General features: G+C 59.0%; 17 protein-coding genes. 8 read left to right on the top strand and 9 right to left on the bottom strand.

The window, feature by feature from the left end; all coding sequences use genetic code 11:
- Positions 1-120: 120 nt before the first annotated feature.
- Both NL123_RS22040 and NL123_RS22035 read left to right on the top strand, forming a co-directional pair.
- Positions 121-2,772 carry a DUF4118 domain-containing protein gene (locus NL123_RS22040; protein WP_248487110.1) on the top strand — a complete coding sequence of 884 codons (2,652 nt, stop codon included), beginning with the start codon at positions 121-123 and terminating at the stop codon, positions 2,770-2,772.
- Between the two features lie 37 nt (positions 2,773-2,809).
- Positions 2,810-3,499 (top strand): response regulator, encoded by a 690-nt coding sequence (locus NL123_RS22035; protein ID WP_071490041.1) that lies wholly within the window; start codon positions 2,810-2,812, stop codon positions 3,497-3,499.
- Positions 3,500-3,581: 82 nt separating this feature from the next.
- Here NL123_RS22035 and NL123_RS22030 read toward each other — a convergent pair whose 3' ends face one another.
- Positions 3,582-4,619, bottom strand: a complete 1,038-nt coding sequence (locus NL123_RS22030; protein WP_058424475.1) for a patatin-like phospholipase family protein — start codon at positions 4,617-4,619, stop codon at positions 3,582-3,584.
- 215 nt (positions 4,620-4,834) lie between these two features.
- On the opposite strand from NL123_RS22030, the gene NL123_RS22025 reads away from it, so the two are divergent.
- The 3 genes from NL123_RS22025 to NL123_RS22015 all read left to right on the top strand — a co-directional run bounded on the left by NL123_RS22025 (position 4,835) and on the right by NL123_RS22015 (position 6,804).
- Positions 4,835-5,113, top strand: a complete 279-nt coding sequence (locus NL123_RS22025) for a hypothetical protein (protein ID WP_012722962.1) — start codon at positions 4,835-4,837, stop codon at positions 5,111-5,113.
- 41 nt (positions 5,114-5,154) lie between these two features.
- Positions 5,155-5,916: a CHAD domain-containing protein gene (locus tag NL123_RS22020; RefSeq protein ID WP_494356336.1), complete on the top strand. Its 762-nt coding sequence runs from the start codon at positions 5,155-5,157 to the stop codon at positions 5,914-5,916.
- Positions 5,917-6,006: 90 nt separating this feature from the next.
- Positions 6,007-6,804: an acyl-CoA thioesterase gene (locus tag NL123_RS22015; protein WP_494356335.1), complete on the top strand. Its 798-nt coding sequence runs from the start codon at positions 6,007-6,009 to the stop codon at positions 6,802-6,804.
- A gap of 2 nt (positions 6,805-6,806) precedes the next feature.
- Here the strand turns inward: NL123_RS22015 and NL123_RS22010 are convergent, their stop codons facing one another.
- The 5 genes from NL123_RS22010 to NL123_RS21990 all read right to left on the bottom strand — a co-directional run bounded on the left by NL123_RS22010 (position 6,807) and on the right by NL123_RS21990 (position 15,254).
- Positions 6,807-7,169 (bottom strand): Mpo1-like protein, encoded by a 363-nt coding sequence (locus tag NL123_RS22010; protein WP_494356334.1) that lies wholly within the window; start codon positions 7,167-7,169, stop codon positions 6,807-6,809.
- A gap of 192 nt (positions 7,170-7,361) precedes the next feature.
- Positions 7,362-7,994 (bottom strand): hypothetical protein, encoded by a 633-nt coding sequence (locus NL123_RS22005; protein WP_147467429.1) that lies wholly within the window; start codon positions 7,992-7,994, stop codon positions 7,362-7,364.
- Between the two features lie 3 nt (positions 7,995-7,997).
- Positions 7,998-12,671 carry an RHS repeat-associated core domain-containing protein gene (locus NL123_RS22000; protein WP_494356333.1) on the bottom strand — a complete coding sequence of 1,558 codons (4,674 nt, stop codon included), beginning with the start codon at positions 12,669-12,671 and terminating at the stop codon, positions 7,998-8,000.
- Positions 12,672-12,869: 198 nt separating this feature from the next.
- A complete protein-coding gene (locus tag NL123_RS21995; RefSeq protein WP_494356332.1) occupies positions 12,870-14,351 on the bottom strand; it encodes a methyl-accepting chemotaxis protein in 1,482 nt (493 codons plus the stop codon).
- A 96-nt stretch (positions 14,352-14,447) separates the two neighbouring features.
- Entirely contained in the window at positions 14,448-15,254 is an 807-nt protein-coding gene (locus tag NL123_RS21990) for a TatD family hydrolase (protein WP_494356331.1), read from the bottom strand.
- Positions 15,255-15,490: 236 nt separating this feature from the next.
- Here NL123_RS21990 and NL123_RS21985 point away from each other — a divergent pair, with 236 nt between their 5' ends.
- The 3 genes from NL123_RS21985 (at position 15,491) to NL123_RS21975 (ending at position 18,009) form a co-directional block, all read left to right on the top strand.
- Positions 15,491-16,912, top strand: a complete 1,422-nt coding sequence (locus tag NL123_RS21985) for an MltF family protein (RefSeq protein WP_494356330.1) — start codon at positions 15,491-15,493, stop codon at positions 16,910-16,912.
- Between the two features lie 103 nt (positions 16,913-17,015).
- Positions 17,016-17,450 carry a DoxX family protein gene (locus NL123_RS21980; RefSeq protein WP_494356329.1) on the top strand — a complete coding sequence of 145 codons (435 nt, stop codon included), beginning with the start codon at positions 17,016-17,018 and terminating at the stop codon, positions 17,448-17,450.
- A 250-nt stretch (positions 17,451-17,700) separates the two neighbouring features.
- Positions 17,701-18,009: a hypothetical protein gene (locus tag NL123_RS21975; RefSeq protein WP_058427984.1), complete on the top strand. Its 309-nt coding sequence runs from the start codon at positions 17,701-17,703 to the stop codon at positions 18,007-18,009.
- A 4-nt stretch (positions 18,010-18,013) separates the two neighbouring features.
- Here the strand turns inward: NL123_RS21975 and NL123_RS21970 are convergent, their stop codons facing one another.
- Genes NL123_RS21970 through NL123_RS21960 form a run of 3 tightly spaced genes read right to left on the bottom strand, consistent with a single transcriptional unit; the run spans position 18,014 to position 21,408 of the window.
- Positions 18,014-19,744 (bottom strand): Gldg family protein, encoded by a 1,731-nt coding sequence (locus NL123_RS21970; protein ID WP_494356328.1) that lies wholly within the window; start codon positions 19,742-19,744, stop codon positions 18,014-18,016.
- A 15-nt stretch (positions 19,745-19,759) separates the two neighbouring features.
- Positions 19,760-20,485 (bottom strand): ABC transporter permease, encoded by a 726-nt coding sequence (locus tag NL123_RS21965; protein ID WP_494356327.1) that lies wholly within the window; start codon positions 20,483-20,485, stop codon positions 19,760-19,762.
- A complete protein-coding gene (locus NL123_RS21960) occupies positions 20,482-21,408 on the bottom strand; it encodes an ABC transporter ATP-binding protein (protein ID WP_248487133.1) in 927 nt (308 codons plus the stop codon). Before NL123_RS21960 ends, NL123_RS21965 begins: the two co-directional genes overlap by 4 nt.
- Between the last annotated feature and the right edge of the window lie 101 nt (positions 21,409-21,509).

The raw sequence follows: 21,509 nt of genomic DNA, 5'->3' as shown, positions 1-21,509 counted from the left end.
TGGCGCAGCCATCGCAGGCAAGCCAGCTCCCACAGGGGAATGCATTCCAAATGTGGGAGTGGGCTTGCCCGCGATGGCGGCCTGAGGCGCAACCAATAAACATCTGAAGGAACCCCGAGCATGAGCGACTCCGGCCGCGCCGATGCCCTGTTAGCCGATCTGCCCCGGGACGGCCGTGGCCGGCTCAAAGTTTTCCTCGGCGCTGCGCCGGGCGTGGGCAAGACCTACGCCATGCTCCAGGCCGCGCACACGCAGTTGCGCCAAGGCGTGCGCCTGGTTGCCGGCGTGGTCGAAACCCACGGCCGCGCCGAGACCGAAGCCTTGCTCAGCGGCCTGCCGCAGCAACCATTGCTGCGCAGTGAATACCGTGGCGTGATGCTCGAAGAAATGGACCTGGACGGCCTGCTCGCCGCCAAGCCCAAGCTGGTGCTGGTGGACGAACTGGCCCACAGCAACGCCCCCGGTAGCCGTCACGAAAAGCGCTGGCAAGACATCCAGGAACTGCTCGCCGCCGGCATCAACGTGTTTACCACGGTCAACGTCCAGCATCTGGAAAGCCTCAACGACCAGGTGCGCGGCATCACCGGCGTGCAGGTGCGTGAAACCCTGCCGGACTGGGTGCTGCAAGAGGCCGACGAACTGCTGCTGATCGACCTGCCGTCCCGCGAACTGTTGGAGCGCCTGCGCGACGGCAAGGTCTATGTGCCGGAGCAGGCGCGTGCGGCCATCGATGCGTTCTTCACCCAGACCAACCTCATGGCCCTGCGCGAGTTGGCGATGCAGACCGCCGCCGCCCACGTCGATGACGATTTGGCCCAAGGCTATCGCCAGCTCGGCCAGGCTGCGCCGGCGGTGCGTGGGCGCTTGTTGGTGGGCGTGGATGGCGATGCGCAGGCCGAGCGCCTGGTGCGCCATGCCAGCCGAGTTGCCCAGCGCCGCCATTTGCCGTGGAGCCTGGTGCATATCGATAACGGTCGAGCACGGGACGAGCAGTCACGGCTACGCCTGCAAAATGCCCAGCAGTTGGCCGAGCGCCTGGGCGGCGAGGTGGTATTGCTGCGCGCAGGGGAGGTGGCCAAGACACTGATCCAGCACGCCGCCGAACGCCGCGCCAGCCTGCTGCTGGTGGGGCAGTCGCGCATGCGTTGGCGCCGTCGCTTGTTCGGCGGCGGCCTGGCTGCGCGTTTGCTGCGTAATGCGCGGGGCTTGGAAATCAACGTCCTCGACAGTGACGACATGCCTGCGCCGCCACGCTTGCCGGATGTACGCGGGCTGGTGTGGTTTGACTATGCGCTGGCAGTTGTGGCAACGGTGGCGGCGGCGGCGGTGGCCTGGGCCGTGTCCAGCGCCTTGCCGTTGCCGAACATTTCGTTGGTGTTCCTCGCTGCGGTGTTGCTGGTGGCGGTGCGCAGCAGCCTGGGGCCGTCGCTGATGTGTGCGGCGCTGTCGTTCCTGACCTACGACTTCCTGTTTATCCCGCCGAATTTTTCCTTCGCCATCCAACGTGAAGAAGACGTACTGACCCTGTTGTTCTTCCTGTTGATGGCGGCGTTGACCGGCAACCTGGCTGCGCGCCAGCGCCGTCAGTTGCAGGCGTTGCGCGACACCCAGGAAGAAACCAGCGAGCTGCTCGACCTCTCGCGCAAACTCACCGCCGCCACTGATCGCCAGGCGGTAATCAGTGCTGCCGCGCATCACCTGGAAGGCTGGAGCGACCTGGACCTGTGCCTGGTCAATCGCGATGGCCAAGGCGGTTGGGCCATCGAGACGGGCGGCCCGCTGACCCTGACTGAAGCTGAGCGTGCCGCCGCCGATTGGGCCTGGCAACATGACCAACCAGCGGGCATGGGCACCGGAACCCTGCCGTTCGGGCGTTGGTGGTGGTGGCCGTTGTCGGGCGAAGAAGGCCCGTTGGGTTTGCTCGGGGTCAGCCCCAAACCCGGCCTGGAATTGAGCGGGCAACGCCGTCGTCTGCTCACTGCCTTGAGCCAACCGCTGGCCCAGGCGCTGGCGCGGGCGCAACTGGCCCAGGAGTTGGAGTCTGCACGGTTGCACGGCGAAACCGAGCAATTGCGCAGCGCCTTGCTGGCGTCGGTATCCCATGATTTGCGCACGCCGCTGACCTCCATGCGTGGCAGCATCGACAGCCTGCTGGCGCTCGGTGAGGCCATCCCGCTGGAGGACCGCCGCGAGTTGCTCGAAGGCACCCGCGATGAGGCTGAACGTCTCGACCGTTACATCCAGAACCTGCTGGACATGACCCGCCTCGGTCACGGCGCTTTGAAGCTGGCGCGCGATTGGGTGTCGCCGGGTGATATCGTCGGCAGCGCCCTCGGCCGTCTGCGTGCGGTGCTGGCGCCGTTGCAGGTGAGTACCGAAGTGCCGCCCGAGTTGCCGTTGTTATATGTGCACGCCGCGCTGATCGAGCAGGCGCTGGTCAATGTGTTGGAAAACGCCGCACGTTTTTCGCCGCCGCAAGGGCGCTTGCAACTGAGCGCCGGCGTTGCCGATAACCAGTTGTTCTTCGCCGTGGCTGACGAAGGCCCCGGTATTCCCGAGGATGAGCGCGCAAAGATCTTCGATATGTTCTACACCGCAGCACGCGGTGATCGAGGCGGGCAGGGCACGGGGCTGGGCCTCGCAATTTGCCAGGGCATGGTCGGCGCTCACGGTGGGCATATCAGCGTGGCCGACGGCATTGACGGGCGTGGCACCTGCATCACCTTGTTCCTGCCTTTACCGACACAGCCTGGCCTGGAGCGCGAGGCATGAGCTACCCTGTTTTCTTCACGGATTTTGATTGGAAGCCATGAGCCAGACCGCGACGATTTTGGTCATTGATGACGAACCGCAGATCCGCAAATTCCTGCGTATCAGCCTGGCCTCCCAGGGCTACAAAGTGATTGAGGCCGGCACTGGCAACGAAGGCCTGGCCCAGGCAGCGTTGAACAAACCGGACTTGTTGGTCCTCGACCTTGGCCTGCCGGACATGGACGGCCAGCAGGTGCTACGTGAATTTCGCGAGTGGTCGACGGTGCCGGTGCTGGTGCTGTCGGTGCGGGCCAGCGAGGGGCAAAAGGTCGAGGCCCTGGATGGTGGTGCGAATGACTATGTGACCAAACCCTTCGGTATCCAGGAATTCCTGGCCCGGGTGCGGGCGCTGCTGCGTCAGGCGCCAGCGGGTGAGGCCCAGGAAGCAGCCTTGCGTTTTGGCCCGCTGACGGTGGACCTGGCCTATCGCCGGGTGCTGCTGGACGGCGCCGAAGTGGCACTGACGCGTAAGGAATACGCAGTGCTGGCGCAACTGGCGCGGCATCCGGGGCGAGTGATTACCCAGCAACAGTTGCTCAAGGATATCTGGGGGCCGACCCATACCGAGGACAGCCACTACCTGCGCATCGTCGTGGGGCACCTGCGTCAGAAGCTGGCGGATGACCCGACCCAGCCACGGTTTATCGTGACCGAGGCGGGAGTGGGGTATCGGTTATTGGGCGGATAGATAGACCTCAGGCGCGCTCTGTGGCGAGCGGGCTTGTTGTGGCGAGCCCGCTCGCCAAAACGGCTTTAGTGACACGTCTGTTTCAGCGTTGCTCACTTTCATAACGGTCCAGCGTATCACTGGCAATTTCCCGCCCCAGGGCGATCAACTCCGGCGCTTTGTAGAACTCGAAAAACCGGCACACCCGCTTCGGCACGTTGATCAGCACGTCTGGCGGGTAGCCCGCGATCTTGTACTGCGCCAGCGACGTCTGCATCACCTCGAAGCTCTGGTTGATCAGGTCCAGCAGCGAAGCCGGGCCGACGTTATCGATGATGAACGACCCGGTTGCCGACTTCGGTGCGCCGGGCTTTTCCGGTGCCGCGGCGGGTTGTTGGGATTCCGGCTCGGCAGATTCCAGCCACGGGTTGATCTCCGCCGCCTGCGCTTCCAACGCCTCCTGCTCCAGTTTCATCAGTTGTTCGGCCTGCTTGCGGCGAAAGGGCAGGTGCGAACCAAGTGATCGCGCCAGGTTGTTGAAGCGGCTCTTGAACGCGGGTGGGCGTTGGATCACCGGCAACTGGTAGTGCTTCTGATTGGTGGCGTTGAGGTTGACCGCTATGATCAAGTCACAGTGGCTCGACACCACCGGCACGATGGGCAGCGGGTTGAGCAGGCCGCCGTCCACCAGCATGCGGTTACCTTGCATCACCGGGGTGAACAGGCTGGGGATCGCCGCCGAGGCGCGCATGGCTTGGTGCAGGCAGCCTTCCTGGAACCAGATTTCCTGCTGGTTGGTGAGGTCGGTGGCGACGGCGGTGTAGGGGATGCGCAGTTCTTCGATGTTGATCTCGCCGACGATCTTGCGGATCTGCCCGAAGACTTTCTCGCCGCGAATGGCGCCCAGGCGGAAGCTCACGTCGACCAGGCGCAACACGTCGAGGTAGTCTAGGCTTTCAATCCAGTTTCGATACTCGTCCAGCTTGCCGGCGGCGTAAATGCCGCCCACTACGGCCCCCATTGAACAGCCGGCGATACAGGCGATGTCGTAGCCGCGCCGCTCGATCTCCTCGATTACCCCGATATGGGCGTAGCCCCGGGCCCCACCGGAGCCCAGCACCAAGGCAACACGTTTCTTCATGGTCCATGTCCTCCCCAAGGCAGGTCCCCACAATGCACCCATGAGAGGCCGGCTTCAATATTCGTGGGAGCCTGCAATATTTTTCCAGAATAGCGGTGTTGCTCGGGTATGCTCTGGTCAATAGGTACTACCGATTTCAGGCTAAGGACAGGCACTTTTCCCTGTAGGCAACGTCTACAACGTACGACTGTTTTTTCTTTTTTGAGGTGTCATCGATGAAAGCCTGGATGTGTGTGCCTGTGATCGTGTTGGCCCTGGCCGGTTGCGCCGGAAAAACCGCATACCGCGACAGTTGCGGCAGCCAGTTGGACGCCGCCTGGAAAGAACTGGACCTGGCCAAGGCCGAAGGCTTTGCCGGTACCGTGAGCTACTCTAAGGCACTGTCTTTGTTGACGGGCGCCAAGACCCAGCAACAGTTTGAAGCGTTTGAAGGCTGCTCCAACAAGGCCGAGAAAGCGCGTTTCTATATTCGTGAGTCTCGCGCCGGGCGTTGACCTGCAGCGAGTAGGATTTTTCATCAGGTAGTGAGGGCAGGATGTCAGCTTTGGTCGATCAGTTAGTCGCTCAGGTCATTGGCCTGGAAGTAGGGTTACTGAGCTGCCAGGCTCGCCTTGCCGCCGTCACCGATGATGAAGCCCTACATGACCTGCGCACCACCGTGCGCCGTCTGCGCAGCCTGTTGCGGCCCTTGCGCGGGTTGCCAGGGGTGGAGCAGCTTGAAGTGGCGGCCAGCACGGTCGGCCAATTGACCACTCCGCTACGCGACCGCGAGGTGCTGGCGGCGTATTTGCATCAGCATGGCCATCATGAGGCCGCAAACCGACGACTGCGCCTGCAACCCGAGGCCTATCGTCAGGTGGCGCAAAGCCCGGAGCTCGCGCACTTGTTGCTGATCCTCGATGCCTTTCCGCGTTTTATCCGTGCTTCTGAACACCAGAAACTGCTCAAAGGCCTGCGCCCGCGCATCGAAAAACGCCTGGCCAAGCAGTGGCAGACACTTGATCAGGCCTTGAGGGACCCTGACCATGATCGCCACCGCCTGCGCTTGCTGATCAAACGCGTGCGCTACGCTGCAGAAGCCTATCCCGAATTGGACAAGTTGCCCGCCAAGGCCATGTCGCACCTGAAAAAAGCCCAGGGCGCCCTTGGGGATTGGCATGATTGCTGGCAGTGGTTGGCCCAGGCTGAACACCAGGCAGATCTGCAACCTTGTGTTGCCGTATGGCATCGCACCATGGCCAAGGCGCAGGGGCAGGCGGACCGCGTGCTGGATAAACTCAGTGCTGATTGTTTCTGAACCGGTCCGGTTTTTGGCCGGAATAGGCGCTGTACCTGATTGGTCCGATGGTTAAGATCCCTCATCTGTTCCTTTTGATGTGAGACCGCCATGCGCTTTAGTGATTTGCTCGACGCCGCCCGCAGCAACCCGCTGGATGTGACCATCCCCGCTGAGTGGGCCCAGGGCCGTGCGACCTTTGGCGGCCTGGTCGCCGCATTGCAATACGAAGCCCTGCGTGCCCAAGTGCCCGCGGATCGTCCTTTACGGTCGTTGGCAATCACCTTTGTTGGCCCGGTAGCGCCGGACGTCCCCGCCAGTTATCAAGTCGAAGTGTTGCGTGAAGGCAAAGCTGTCAGCCAATTGCTTGGCCGCGTGGTGCAGAACGGTGAAGTGACGACACTGGTACAGGCCAGTTTCGGTGGGGCCCGTGAGTCGGAAATTGCGGTCGAAAGCAAAGCGCCTCCGGTGTTCAAACATTGGGATGAGTGCCAGGAACTGCCCTATATCAAGGGCGTCACTCCGGAGTTCATGCGCCATCTGGCGATGCGTTGGAGTGTCGGCGGCTTACCCTTTACCGGTAACAAATCCCGCGACATGGGCGGTTGGGTACGGTTGCGCGGCGATGTGAAAGAAGAACCGCTGACCGAAGCGCATATCCTTGCCCTAGTCGACGCCTGGCCCCCGGCGTTGCTGCCGCACCTGAAAAAGCCGGCGCCGGGCAGCACCCTGACCTGGACCATCGAATTCATCCAGCCATTGCAAGACCTCACGACCCTCGACTGGTGCCAGTATTACGTCAATATCGAGCACGCCCGCGACGGCTACGGCCATGCCGCCGCCGCCCTGTGGAGCCCGACCGGCGCACTCATCGCCATCAGCCGCCAGACCGTGGTGGTCTTCGCCTGACCTCAATGCTGGTGGCGCTGCCGCCAGGCACGCCACCAGCCACCGCTCAACACAAAACGTGGCAAGGTCACGAACTGCTCGACCATCAGGCGCTGGACCGCATCTTTACGATCACTGAACGGCTCACTGGCCTCGGCCTCCAGGCTATGCCCATGACGCTGCAACGCCAGGCCGGCCAAGATACCGACCACACCGACGGCAAAGCTGGCCAGACTCAGGCTGAACACCCCGGACACAATCAACAGAAACCCGATGATGAACAGCGGCACGGCAATCAGGTGCAACGCCAGGTTGGTCGGGTGCTGATGGTTCTGCGGGTAGTGACGCCATTGCCAGGCGGGGAGATTGGGGTGACGTTTGCCCATGATGGTGAATCCTCTGTCCGTTGAAACAACTTGAACAGAGTTTAGGTGGGGGTGGGCGGGGCGGCGAATTGGGGTTGGCTATGGGGTCTATAGCCTTGCGGGAAAAAATAGAGATCCATTAGTAATCCAAGATGCAGCTTTTGATTGGGCGCGCGCGTAAAACAAATAAATGAATGTCGTTGCCAATTTAAGCTAGCTGTGGATATACGCGTAGACACCGTCCTGCTGAATTTCTTCCAAGTTAATCTTTTTTATTGTTTCGTTCAGAAGAGGTAGATGTTCTGAGTGGCAAATGAGTTGAGCCACACCATGTGTTTCTGCATCATAGAATCTGAAAGAGATAGAATGCTCATCAGCAAGTATTAATTTAAAGTCTTCCGTTTTAGAAATGTCTGTGAGCTGACTTAAGTTTTGCCACAGGTTTTCAAGACTGCTATTGCTTTTTTGCATCAGTGTTACAGATGTTCGATAGCAGGCCATACGATTAGGATCTATGTGAAATGGATCACAATCTAAATGAATTACTCTAGAGTAAATTCCGGTTGATTCATTTTTTCTGAAAATATCTCCTGGTTGGGAGGTTTTGGCGAAGTTTTTTAGTGACAGATACTCTTGAGTCTTACTGTGGTACGGTAATAGATTGGTGTGCCATTGTACAATTTTTGGCCATTTTTGCGTAAGTAAACAGCTGAACTCACACCAGGCTTTCCAAGCGCCTGCGTAATCTTGGTGAAGCAGTGTGACCGTAATATAGTTTTCATCGTTGCTAGGATGTAACTGGTCCCAAGGATGTATGCCTAGCTCTCTGATAAATACTGCTTCCATTTTTTATTTCCTGAAGTATGAGTGATTGTCTGTGTGGTTTTTTAATGGGGCTGACTTTCCGTCAATGGTAACCTTCGTATTGAAGTGTGGTCCCAGGTTTCCTTTTTTGTGGCCAAGTGAGTGTTCTTGGATCTCTATTTGGAGCTCCTTTAGTTCAAATATATACACCCTGCCCATCGTATGTTGGTCTTGATCTTTGATCTTCTCTCGATGTATTTGAGTAGGGTGTTGATTTTTTGGAACTCCACCTATTGCTTTTGCCCTTTTAAATGCACCACGTCTAGATAGTTTGCTATCAGCACCCTTAGGGAGTTCTGCATCGCCTTCGTCTACCTTGGCATGTTTTTCCGGATCGTCAGCGTTGTGTGTTGGTTTACATCCATTACCGCCAGGGCATGTGCTTAAGCCTAGCGGGTCTACCCATCCGGTAGGGTTGGGCACGTACTGGTACGTATTAATTCCGCCAGCCAGCTTCACCGGATCCGGCGTCAGGTACCGACCAACATCCGGATTGTAGTAGCGATGGCGGTTGTAGTGCAGCCCGCTTTCCTGATCGAAATACTGACCCTGGAAGCGCAGCGGGTTGTCGATTTTTCCGATGTCGATGCGGCTGATTTCGCCGTAGGCACGGTAATGCGTAGACCAGACGATTTCGCCATCCGGGGCAGTGAGTTCCTGTGGGGTGCCGAGGTGGTCAAGTTGGTAGTGGTAGGCCTTGGTTTCCTTTGGACCGAAACCTTCCAATAAAGCCAGCGGGCGAAAGCTGTCCGGTTCGTAGAGGTAGCTGCGGTGCCGATCCGCGTGGTGTTCGGCGATGAGTTTGTCGCCTTGCCAGAAGAGTTCGGTCGTAATCCCATCTACGGTTTTACTGATACGCCGCCCAAACGGGTCGTAGCGGTAGCTGGCAGTCTGGCCGTTGGGCGTCTTAACGCCGATCAGACGATGCTGGCAGTCGTAGCGGTATTCGGTGACGAGTGCGTGGCCCTTACCGTGGCGTTCGCGAATCAGGTTGCCGAAGGCGTCATAGTCGTAATGGTGGTCGCCCTGGATCATCAGGCGGTTGCCGGCGACGATGTCGGGGCCGGGGCGGTTTTGCATGAGCAGGTTGCCGGCCGGGTCGTGGCCGAAGCGTTCCTGTTCGTCTTGGGAGTGGTCGGCGCGGGTGAGGCGGTTGAGTGGGTCGTAGTGGTAGCGGTGTTCGCCTTTGCGGGTGTCGAGCAGGCGGGTTAGGTTACCGGATTTGTCGTAGTCGTAATGACGGCGGTAGAGCGGGCCTTCGGCATCAACGATGCTCTGGTTGAACAGGCGTCCCTGGTGGTCGTGTTGGTAGTGGCTGAGCAATTGGCCTTGTTGGCGTTGCTGTTCGCGGCCGGCCTTGAACAGGTGTGAGGTAAGTACAACGCCGTTCAGTTCGACGGTGGCGAGGTGGCCGCCTTTGTCGTGATTGAGGGTGAGGCGGTTGTTGTCCGGCAGGCGCAGGTTTTGCAATCGGCCGTAGGCGTCGTAGGCGTAGCGCAGCGTGCCCCAGCCTTGGTGTTCGGCGGTGAGGCGGTTTTGGCTGTCGTACTCGTAGGCCAGGGACCAGTGGCCGTCTTCGACGCCTAATAGATTGCCCTGGCGGTCGTAGGTGTAATCAACCTTGCAACCGTCGGGCAGGGTTTTTCTGACGAGGCGTCCGGCGTAATCGCGCTGGTAGCGGGTAACCAACTGACTGCCGTCATCGCCGTGTTCGGTCTTTTCCGAAAGGTTGCCGTTGAGGTCGTAGAGGTAAGCTGTGCGCTGACCATCAAAGCCGGTTTCCTGCTGGATCAGGCCATTGGCGTGATACTGGAGTCGGTAGGTTTCGCCTACCTCGTTTTCGATCTCGGTCAACAACAAACGTACGTTGTCGTAGCGGTACTTGACCTGAGTGCCATCGGCATTGATGCGGCGGCTGATCAGGTGCAGGCCGTCGGCGTGTTCGTAGCGGGTGATGTTCCCGAGTTCATCGCGCTCGGCGGTGATTTTTCCGTAAGCGTTGTAGGTATATTTACGCGTGTCGCCGCTCGGAAAGACGACCTGGACTAACCGCCCAACGTCGTCCCACTGATACTGGGTCAGCGCGCCATGCTCATCCTCACGCGCAATCTGTCGCCCAAGGTCGTCATAGCGATAACGCTTGATCCCGCCATTGGGCAATTGCTCCTCAAGCAACTGCCCACGCTCGTTCCACACCAGCCGCTGACAGCTTTGATCCGGGTACCAAACCCCAACCAATTGTCCGTATTTGTTGTAGCTGTAGTCAGTAGCGTTGCCATCAGGATCGGTCTTGCGAATGACATCGCCCTGATCATTGCGCTCATACTTCCAGACGGCTTCACCACGCCGCACCACCCGTACGAACCCGTTGTCATGCTCGTAGGTCGTTGGCTCATCGTCCCCCGGAAACACCGCCACCAAACGTCCGGCTTCGTCGTACTGATACGCCGTGATCGCCCCGAGCGGGTCCTGCTCAACCGTCAGCCGGCCTTTTTCATCGTAGGATTTGAAATGCTCGGCACCGTCTGGATCGACCCGCTGCACCAGCCGCGCCCGCTGGTCATGCACGTAGACTTCCTGGCTACCATCGGCGTTAAACACCGTGACCTGGTCGTTGTCATCCCAGGCATAGCGCGTGTCCATCTGCGAGAAACTCGCCCAATGCCGCACACACCGCGCCGCTTTGCCCGACCGTTCCCACTCCCAGAAGAAACTCGCCCCACCGGCCAAGCCACGTTCAAGGATGACGTGCTGTTCGTCGTAGCGATAAACCTCGCTTTCACCGACGGCATTGGTCACTGAAACCAGTCGTCCCAAGTCGTCATAGGCGTAGGAAACAACGGTCTGCTCCGTCACCCAAACAAACGGCCCGTCATCCACAACGCGATGAATCTGGTAATCCACCGCCACAATCCGGCCCGACGCATAGCGCAAAAACAGCGAGCGCCCCGCGCCGTTGTCCACCCGCTCAACACGCCCCAGAAAATCCCGAGTGATACGCAGCCGGTTGTCATACGCATCGCTGATCGCTGTCAGCACACCGTCGCGGAAGTGGTAGAACCGTGACGCCTGGGCCAGCACCAATTCATCGGGCGCAGCACCCAAATAGATCGCCGCTTCGGCCAGACTGTTGGTGATCGCGGGACGAGAAGTAGACGGCAAGGGCAGGGTGGTCGACCGATTCTCATGATCGGTCCAAACGACCGAATCACCCTCAACCACCAGCCGATGCGCCAGCGAATGACTCCAACCAAACCCCAGCCCGCAATCCATTTCCACCGCACTGGTGCGGTACAAACGGGTCCACTCGAACGACAAAACCCCGTCCAGCGTGCCATCGGTCAGCGTCAGCAACTCCTCGCCGGTAACCATCGATACCGGACACCCATTGGTAGCGGTCTTGTCCGCAGGCGCCGCCGCATCTCCATTCGGGTTGCGAGCAGAAACCGGCACATCATCCACATGCTCTTGCTGAACCAACACAGTTCGCTGGGACTTGCTGCGCACCGCAGGCACCGCGTTGGCAACCACCTGATCCCCAGCCTTCAACGGCACATCCGGAACCACCCTGATCGGCGTGTCTGCGCTGCCCAGCAACACCGGCCTGGCCGCCTCCACATGCGCGTCCAACCGAGGCCCGACCAGTTGATCCGCCAGCATTTGCAGCCATCTACGCACGCGTCCGGACTTGATGTGCCCCAGCACCTGCATACCCAAACGAAGCTGAACCCCCATGCCCCGCGTGGCCCAGATCAGAAACAGATTGATCAGTACCTCGCCGGTTATCTCGCCCAGCAGCTCGTACATCTGCGGCGGTGGCAGCATGCGTATCCAGGCAACCATGGCCGACAGGTAGATAAACAACAGCGGCTCATCGCTGAGCACAAGCAGGCCCTGGGCAATGGCGTCCTTGCCCAGTTTCAGCAGTTCATCCAATTCGGCCTGGGAGACGTATTGCAGCAACTTCAGGCTGTTACTCTTGAGGTCCGCCAGTAGGTCGTACAGTTGTGTGAAATTGTCCCAAAGGTTGTAGAACGCCTTGCCGATCCCGGTTGAGAGCGCCAGGCCTTGCATTGCACTGCGCTCGAATGGCGTGGCGTTGGCAAAGTCGTCCCATTGCGGCTTGAAGGTCTTTTTCCATTCATCACGCAGGCCCGTTTCCAGCCCCGCGATCACCGACTGATAAGACGCATACAGCGCCTTGATGTGATCATTCGAAACGTTGGGATAAAAGGTGATCTGATAGCGCTGATCGCGGGCGCAGTCGCTGGCTGCAAGAATGCCACTGGGGCCGATGGTGCGATGAATCGACGGGCCCACCGGGCTGCCATCAGGGGCGACCGGTTGCAGCATCACCGGCGTATTGCCGATAGGCACAAACCGCGTGCTCTCGAACATATGCACCAGGGTCAACGAGCCCTGGGCCTTGCAGGTGGCGACCGTGCGATTCGGTTTCTTGGAGGACGCCGGAGCGGCGAGGGAAACCTCGTCCCCGACCTTGAACACCTGCTCGACTTCCAATGCCGAACCGCTCCAGAAGCCTTCGGCCCACTCGTCAAAGGTGTTCAGGCATTCACGCAAGTCACGCAGGACGCCTTCAACGTCCGGCGCCTTGGCATCCATGGGCGCGAGGATGAAACGTGCAATAACGGGAATCATGAGGCGGCCCCGTTGAGTGGGGCACGGCTAGAGAGGTGCATCGGCGGTCCCTCGCGCTGATTGATCAGGCGAGAGACTTTGGAGAGGTTGCCAGGGAAAAGAAGTCGGCGTTATTCGCCGAGAGGGTTAGGACGTTTCGCCAAAACCTCGGGCAAACCGAGGCTTTGTTGTAGGCAGAGGATTATGGGTTGAGCAGTCCTACAGCTTCAACTGCCCAATCGCCTTGCTCAGCTCCCCGGCCAGCGTGGCCAGTTCATTGCTGGTCGTCGCCGAATCCACGGTTTGCTGCACGGTGTTCTCGGTCACATCCCGAATGCTCACCACCGCACGGTTCATCTCTTCGGCGACGTGGCTTTGCTGCTCGGCAGCGACGGCGATCTGGGTGTTGCTTTCACGCATCTGCGCCACGGCGCTGGTGATTTCGGCGAGGGCGGCACCGGCTTCCTGGGCTTGTTGCACGCAGTCGTCAGCCTTGAACGAGCTTTCTTGCATGAAGTCCACTGCGTCGCGGGTGCCGGCTTGCAGCGCCGAGACCATGCGGGTGATTTCGTCGGTAGAGCTTTGTACGCGTTTGGCCAGGTTGCGCACTTCGTCGGCAACCACGGCGAACCCCCGGCCCATTTCCCCGGCGCGGGCGGCTTCGATGGCGGCGTTGAGGGCGAGCAGGTTGGTTTGCTCGGCGATGCTGTGGATCACGCTGACCACGCCGTTGATTTTTTGACTGTCTTCGGCGAGCTTCTGGATCATCTCGGCGGTCTGTTGCACGCCGGTCGACAAACCGGCGATCGAGCGCTGTACGCGGCTGACCACTTCCTGGCCGCTGCCCGCCAGGGTGTCAGCGGTCTGGGACAGGTCACGGGTGGCGCCCGCGTGCTGGGCGATGTGGTAGACGGTGGCGGTCATTTCGTTGATGGCAGTGGCGGCCTGGTCGGTTTCGCTCTGCTGGCCGAGCATGCCGTGCTGCACATCGTTCATGCTGCTGGCCAACCGTGCGGCGCCATCGTCGAGTCGCTGGGCGGTGCGTGCCACGGTGTTGACCACACGCTGGTAGCCGGCTTGCATGGCGTTGAACGCGCTGGCCATCTGGCCGACTTCATCCTTGCAGGCCAACGGCACGCGGGCCGACAGGTCGCCGGTTTTCTCTACGTGCAGCATCACGTCTTTCAAGGTGTTGAGTTGGCTGAGCAGGAAGCGGATCAGCAGTTGCGAGGCGCCGAGCATCGCCAGCATCAGGATCAGGACTGCCACCGCATAGTTGGCAAAGCGTTCTTCGAACACTTGGCTCAGGCTTGGCGCGTAGGCGAGCACGGCGACGTATTGACCGTCAGGGCGGGCGATGACTTCAGCACCCATCAGCGGGTTCTCACCGAACAACGGCATATGATTGAGTTCGACCCAGCCCAGGTTGCTGCCCAGGGGCGACAGATCCTGCTCCGCCAGTTGTGGGACCTGGCCGCGCTTGAACGTCAGCCAGTGCTCGCCCTTGGGCAAAGCTTCGCCAGTCGGCCACGCATTGAACAAATGTGCCTGCGCCTGGGCCGAAGCCCTGGATGCATCGCTGCGGGACTGTTGCTCAAGCTGCACGGCATACAGCACCAGCAGCAGGGTGGTAATGAAGGCGACCGCATTGACGGCCCAGAATTTGTACTTCAGCGAGATATTGCTAAGCCAGGCACCCATGGAAGGTTTTCTCTGATAGCGGAAACAGCATTGGCAAGGTGCCATTATTGTGCCGCTATCCAGGAAAACGGTTTTGACATGGGTCAATGGGCCGCATCAATCCATTGCTGGCAAGCCAAAAAAGCTGCGGGCGCAGGCCGTGCTGTGGCGGGCCAGGTCTTCCACGCTCTCGTTGCGGTGCAGGGCGACTTCGCGCAGCACTTCAGGTAGATACGCGGGCTCGTTGCGACCGTTTTTCGGTTTTGGGCGCAAGGTGCGTGGCAGCAGGTAGGGAGCGTCGCTTTCCAGCATCAGACGGTCACGGGGAATTTCCCTGACCAGCGGGTGCAGGTGTGTCCCACGGCGTTCATCACAGATCCAGCCGGTGATACCGATGTGCAAATCGAGGTCGAGGTAGCTGAACAGCGCCTGTTGTTCGCCCGTGAAGCAGTGCACCACGGCGGCGGTGAGGTGGTCGCGGTAATCCTTGAGGATGTCCAGCAGGCGCTGGTTGGCGTCACGTTCGTGGAGGAATACCGGCAATTTGAGCTCGACGGCCAGGGCCAGATGGTCTTCGAGGACTTTTTCCTGCTGCGAGCGCGGTGAAAAATCCCGGTTGAAATCCAGCCCGCATTCTCCCACTGCACGTACGCGGTTTTCTTTCAGCAAACCGCGCAAACGCGATGCGCTATCGCCGTTCCAGTCACTGGCGGAGTGGGGGTGGATGCCCGCGGTGCTGAACAGGCGCTGGCCGCTTTCATCGAGTTTTTCGCACAGTGCCAGGGCCTGTTCGCTGCCCTCGATGCTGGTCCCGGTGAGCACCAATTGTTGCACGCCGACAGCATAGGCACGTTCAAGCACGGCCTGGTGCTTCTCGTCGAAACTGGGGTTGGTCAGGTTGACGCCGATATCAATGAGTTGCATGGTGCTATCTCCGCCTGCGGCCGGAAAGCATATCAGAGCTGTAGATTTATAAGAAAAACGAAGAACTACAACGAGTTATAGCTGTCTTTGAACGTCGCAAGCGACATTGTGGTTGGCCCGCCGCCTTCCACCATGCCGCCGTTGCGTACCTTGCCAGCGCATAAAGCGCTCTGTTTCTGACCCCCACCGCCTCGTTTTTCGCGAGGGCGTTGGCCAGTATTCTTTCCGGAGAGCGGATGATCCGACCCTCGGCGTTGCTTATGTTGTGCCTGACGATGCTGCTGCCCATGGCGGCGGTTGCGCGTCTGGACGGGCCGCTGGAAGTGACCAGGCCCGGCAAGGTCCGTGACTTGGCGGAGATTCGTTCAAGCCGCACCTTGCGCGTCTTGGTCAACCAGAGCCGTAACAGTTCCGGCGAGGTGCAAGGCCAGGCCATCGGTGTCGAATACCACCGCCTGCGCGCCTTCGAGCAGTACCTCAATGGCCATGCCCGTGATGGCCAGGAGATCAACCTCAAGATCATTCCCAAGGCCAAGGACCAGTTGCTCGGCGCACTGGCCCGTGGCGAAGGCGACTTGGTGGCCCCCGGTGAACTGCTTGATGTAAAGGCGGCGCACAAGATCAGCACCAGCGACCCAATTGCCAGCGATGTGCCGTTGTGGCTGGTGGGGGTTAAGGGCGAGCGGCGGTTTACCAAGCTGGAGCAACTGTCGGGCCGCACCCTGGCGCTGACCACCGGTAGCGCCGCGGCGGATGCCATCAACCAGGTCAATCAAAAGCTCGCGCTGCACAAGCAGCCGCCGGTGAAAGTGGAGTGGGTGGACCCGACCCTGGCCGTGGAAGATGTGCTGGAGATGGTCCAGGCTGGGATTTTCCACCTGACCATTGTCGAAAAGCCGATTGCCGAGCGCTGGTCGAAGATCCTGCCCAAGCTGCGTTTCGATAAGCAGGTGGCGATCAGTGAGCCAGGTGACGAATACTGGTTTGTACGCCAGGATGCCTCGATGCTGCGGGCCAGCATTGACCGATTCCTCAAGACCTATCGAACCCCATCTGACCAGGATGTGGCGTTCCAGCGTATCTACCGTCGCCTTTACCAAGTGCGCAACCCACTGGCTCGCGTCGACCGACAGCGCCTGGAAAAACTGCGCCCGGTCTTGCAGAAACACGCCCGTGAGCAGGGTATGGATTGGTTGAACCTGGCTGCACTGGCCTTCAAGGAGTCGGCGCTTGACCCTGGCGCGCGCAACAGCGGCGGCCCCACCGGCCTGATGCAGATCACGCCATCGGCGGCGCAACGCGTGGGGGTCAACAATATAGAAACTCTCGACAGCAACGTGCAGGCCGGCGCGCGGTACTTGGCGATGATCCGTCGCAAGTTCTTCGCCAGCCCCAAGCTCAACGAGCGCGAGCGCATGGCCTTTGTGCTGGCGGCCTACAACATGGGGCCGGAGCGGGTGCAGGGCATGCGTACTGAAGCCAAGCGGCGGGGACTCAACCCCAACCAGTGGTTCTTCCAGGTTGAACGCATTGCCATGGAGCAAGTAGGGATGGGCGGCGTCAGCTATGTTAATAGCGTCAACAAGTACTTCTTGGCGTTCGATCGGGAGCGAGCGTCCCTTGAACCGCAGGCACCGAAAATCGCCTCACGGAAGTAATCGATTTTATCGATATTAATCAGGCATTTTTTCGGCTTTTATCATTGTCTAAACTGATTAATATAGCGGCCAACCAACCCCTACTTTGAAAAGGATTTGCACCATGAGCCCACTGATCAAAAGCATTCTGTCCACCCGCGCCGGTTACGGCCTGACTCTCCTGCGCATCGTGGTTGGCATCATCTTCGCCGCCCACGGCTCGCAAAAACTCTTTGGCTGGTTCGGCGGCTATGGCCTGGCGGGCACTGCCCAGTGGATGGAAAGCATTGGTCTGGCACCGGGTACGTTGATGGCGCTGCTGTCGGGCGGTACCGAGTTCTTTGCCGGCCTGGCGCTGATCATTGGCCTGCTGGTTCGCCCTGCGGCATTGGGCCTGACCATCCTGTCGCTGGTGGCGATCTTCTCGGTGCACATCCATAACGGCCTGTTCATGGCCAACAACGGTTATGAGTTCGCACTGGCCTTGCTCGGTGGCTCCCTGGCGGTACTACTGGAAGGTGCTGGCAAACTGTCCGCAGACCGCGCCATCGCCCACTGATTGTGCTGCAACACCTTGAATCGGCCTGCCCTGTGCGGGCCTTTTCGTTGCTCCGGATTCTTGACACCGCCCCACCGGCTTCTCTAGGATGCCGCTCATGCGCCGATTTAAACAGCTAATTGCGGGGCGCCATGGGTGATCGTTATCGGTCCCGACAGGAGCGTGTTTCATGCTTCGAAATTCCGCTAAAGCGCTGGTTCGGTGTTGCCTCTCACCTGCCCGCAGACTTTTGAGGCAGAGACACGACACGATGAATGCACTACGCCCCCTGATACGCCTGGCCCCGATCACCGCGGACCTTACTCAACGCAACCCGAAAATTCTTCTTGGCGGCAAGCACCAGCCGACGCTATTGCGTTACCTGGACGGTTGGCCGCGTCGCACTGGCCGACCGTCAGCGTTCCTGATCCAGTTTGTTGAAGATGGCGATTCACTTGCGCGTTTTGCCAGCAACAGCTTTGACCTTGCGGTTATCCAGGCACCAAGCGCCAACAATGCCACCGAGGTCATCCGCCAATTAACCCGTATTGCACGACAGGGGCTGATAGCCCGTCGCTGAACCTTCAGTGAATCGTGCCGCCGGCTTGCAACCGGCGTCGGCGCTCTCCAAGAAAGACCATCCAGGCGATCAGGCATAACGTCAGCGGCATGGCAAAGATCGCCACCAGCGTTATCGCCAACTCCAGATGACGCACTTGGGCGTAGGCTTCGCGCTGCAGGGTATGCAGCTCCATGGGTAGGCGCAGACGTTCCTTGTTGAGTGCTTGCAGCTGGGTATTGGTCTCCACCGCCTGGGTGCCGAGGGTGGTTGTCCATGGGCTCAGCCGTTGCCATTCCTGCTCTGTTCGTTGCAAGCGTCGCTCCAGTTCGCTGGCTTTCGAACGATAGGCCTGTCTTGCGACCTCACGCATACCCTCCAGCACCGTCGGCGGCCTTTCCTGCGTTGCCCTGGGGCGAATCGCGACGAGCATGTCGGGGGCGGACAGGTTATCCAGTGTATTCAGAACAAACAGCGCGTTGCCATCGGGCGCTGCGTCGCTGACCTTATCGGTAAGCATGTCCGTATCAGCGATGACCACAACATGAATCTGCGCCGCTGTCTGCAACCCGGACGGCAGGCCCTTGATACCATCGGGAAAAACTGAATAGCTCGGCCCTTCGATGCGTGCAGCAATGACATGGCGCTGCTCCCGGCTCGAAGCCTCTTCAATCAAGGAATTGGGTGTGGTTGCGCGAGTGGATTGGTTGGCATCCAACAGCACCGATTGCTCGGAACTTTGCAGGATCGGGGTGAAGGTTGTGCGGCTTTTGTTCAACTGCGCGAGCGTCCCACTGCTCGATACGGTCACCCTGTTGAGGTTCCAGGTGCTGATGTCGTTCAGGTTCATCGCCTGTCGTGGCAAGTTCAGCCTGACTCGATTGGGCATATCAGGCGTCTCCCAGGGCGTGTAGAGAGCGTCGACCACCAGCTTGTCCGTCGGCATCTGGATACCCCAGGCGGCAAGCACCTCGTCCAGTCGGCTATTGGCTGGGAGTGGGTTTGAGCGTTGTTCGCTCAAAGGGTCGATGAACATCATCAATCTACCGCCCCTCAAGACAAATTGCTCAATCCCATACAAGGTACGTTCCGGCAACATCCGTGGCTGTACAACCATCAGGGTTTTGATGTGTTCGGGGATTTGAGCGGCATTCGGCTCCAGAGCGAACAGTTCGAATTCTCGCCGCACCGCCTGCAAGAGCCGACCTGCGGATTCGTCCATCGCCAGCCCCGACAGCAGCCCAACAACCGGTCGCTCCGGGTGCTGCAACTTGTAGAGCAGGTGGCTTATTTCATATTCGAGCAACGGCTCGCGCTCGAGGCTGAAAGAACCGATACGGCGCACGCCATGACCGGGGCTCGTGCTGATGAGCCCGAGAAACCCTGTGTTTTCGTCGAGCCCTGACAGCCTTGCTTTATAGGCGTCTTCCGAATAGGGAGCGGGTTCAATCACGTGCAGGTTGATCATGCCCTGAGCCTTCTTTTCGTACTCCTTGAGCAGATCCTCAATACGTTTGCCATAGCGTTTCACGGCGTAGCTTCGTTTCGGGTCGTTATTTGAATTGAAGTAATACACGTCCACCGGGCTTTCCAGCGTTGCAAGTAGTGGGTAGACGGGGGGCGATAAAGTGTGGATTTTTTGTTGAGAAAGATCCCACCGTATATCAGGAAGTTTACCTATCCACACCAGGTTGAAAGCCAGGAAAAGCAAAAAGGTGACGCATAGCGTCATACCGGTGCGCAGAGTGGACCGCATTAAGGGTTTCCCTTCTCATCTGTGTTTGTAGTTGAGCGTGACTGTCGTTGCGGTGAGAAAGGTGAGGATCATGCTGATAAAATAAAGTGTGTCGCGCAGTGTGAGTTTTCCATCATCGATACTGCTGAATCGCCAAGTAGGGCTGAGGGATGCCAGGCTGTCGATCAGCCATATAGGGGTTTGGTGTTCAAGTGAGTCCAATACATAAGAAAGGCCACTGGCTGTCAGTAACAAGCTCAGCGTCAATACGAAAATGACAGTGCGCTGATGCACCAGTGCGCAAATAAAACAGCCTGCGGATAAGTAACTGCCTGCCAGCAGCCAACTCGCCAAAAATTGCGAGGCAATGACACCGTTGTCGGCGTTACCCAGATAGTTCGCAATGATCACCAGGGGAAACATTAGAAACAGGGCGGTGCTGGCCACCAGCCAGGCGGCGAGGAATTTTCCGACAATCCATTCGAACGTTGTGATGGGCAGGGTTTTCATCAGGCTGAAAAAACCTGCGTTGGTTTCATCGGACCAGAGTTGAGTGGTCAGGGCGGGGATCAGCAATAAGTACAGCGAAGGGTGGAACCGGAAAAATACCTGTAAGTCACTGCCGTTTTGTTCCTGCCACGGACTTACGTACAACCCTAATGTCACTGAGAGTATCAGGAAGATGGCAATGTTGAGGTAAGTGCCGGGGGAGCGCGCATAGCTGGTGAGTTGACGCCTCAGAATGATGGGCAATAGTCTCAATGGGACGCCTCTTTGGTCAGATGGTGGACCACATCATTCAGGCGACCTGGCTCCAGGTTCAGTGAGTTGATTTTCCAGCGCCGGCTGGCAATCAGCGTGTTGATATGGGGATAGATGGTGTGTCCGGGCATGGCGAGAACCGTCACTGTGCCGGGCGCGTTTCGATGCTCTTCAATGCCTGCCACACCTGGCAGGACAGCCAGTGCCAACAGGTCCAGTGGCGTCTCGGCAGTAAGGGTGACTGCCTGGAAGTGACGCGAGTCGCGCTGTAGATCGGGCAGTGGCGTATCGGCCACCAGGCGACCGTTGGCAATGACCAGGGCACGTGTGCACAGTTCGGACAACTCTTCGCAGTGACGCGAGGCAATGATGACCGTCATTTCTTGCGTCAATGATTGGATAAGCGCCTTGAATGCGTGTTTCTGATCCTGCGCGAGTCCTTCGGTGGGTTCGTCCAGCAGTAACAGGGCAGGGCCATGCAGGATGGCCTGAGCAATTGCGACTTTGCGTTTCCAGGCGATGGAAAGGAGATCGAGGGGGGCATCGAGTACCGGGAACAACTCCAGTCGTGCGACGGACTGTTCCAGGCGGTCACGTTTTTCGGTACCGCGAAAGCCACGAATGGCAGCAATGAAATCGAGGAACGCTTTGACGGACATCGTCGGATGACCGAGGTCGTTGGACAGTTGATAGCCGACCAGTTGCCTTGCTTCGAGCGGGTGGGTTTGTGTGTCGAAGCCGTGAATTTTTATATGACCGCTGGACGGCTGTGTCGAACCGGCAATGACATCGAGCAGTACTGTTTTGGCCGTGTGATCTTGTCCGAACAACCCGAGGCATGCTTGTTGACCGGCACTGAATGAAAAGTCGCGGACAATCGTATTGTTACCCATGTGTTTTGTCAGATTGCTTACTTCGATCATTGTTTTACCGAATAAGTTTGGTATGACGTAGGGAAGCTGAAAAAAGGGTACGGGTTACTCTCGCTTTTGGGAACGTCGGTCAGCATTAATAAGAGAAGTCC

Source organism: Pseudomonas sp. FBCC-B1565, from assembly GCF_059133265.1.
Note: the sequence above shows the minus strand (reverse complement) of the source record. Positions and strands in the feature narration are given on the sequence as shown.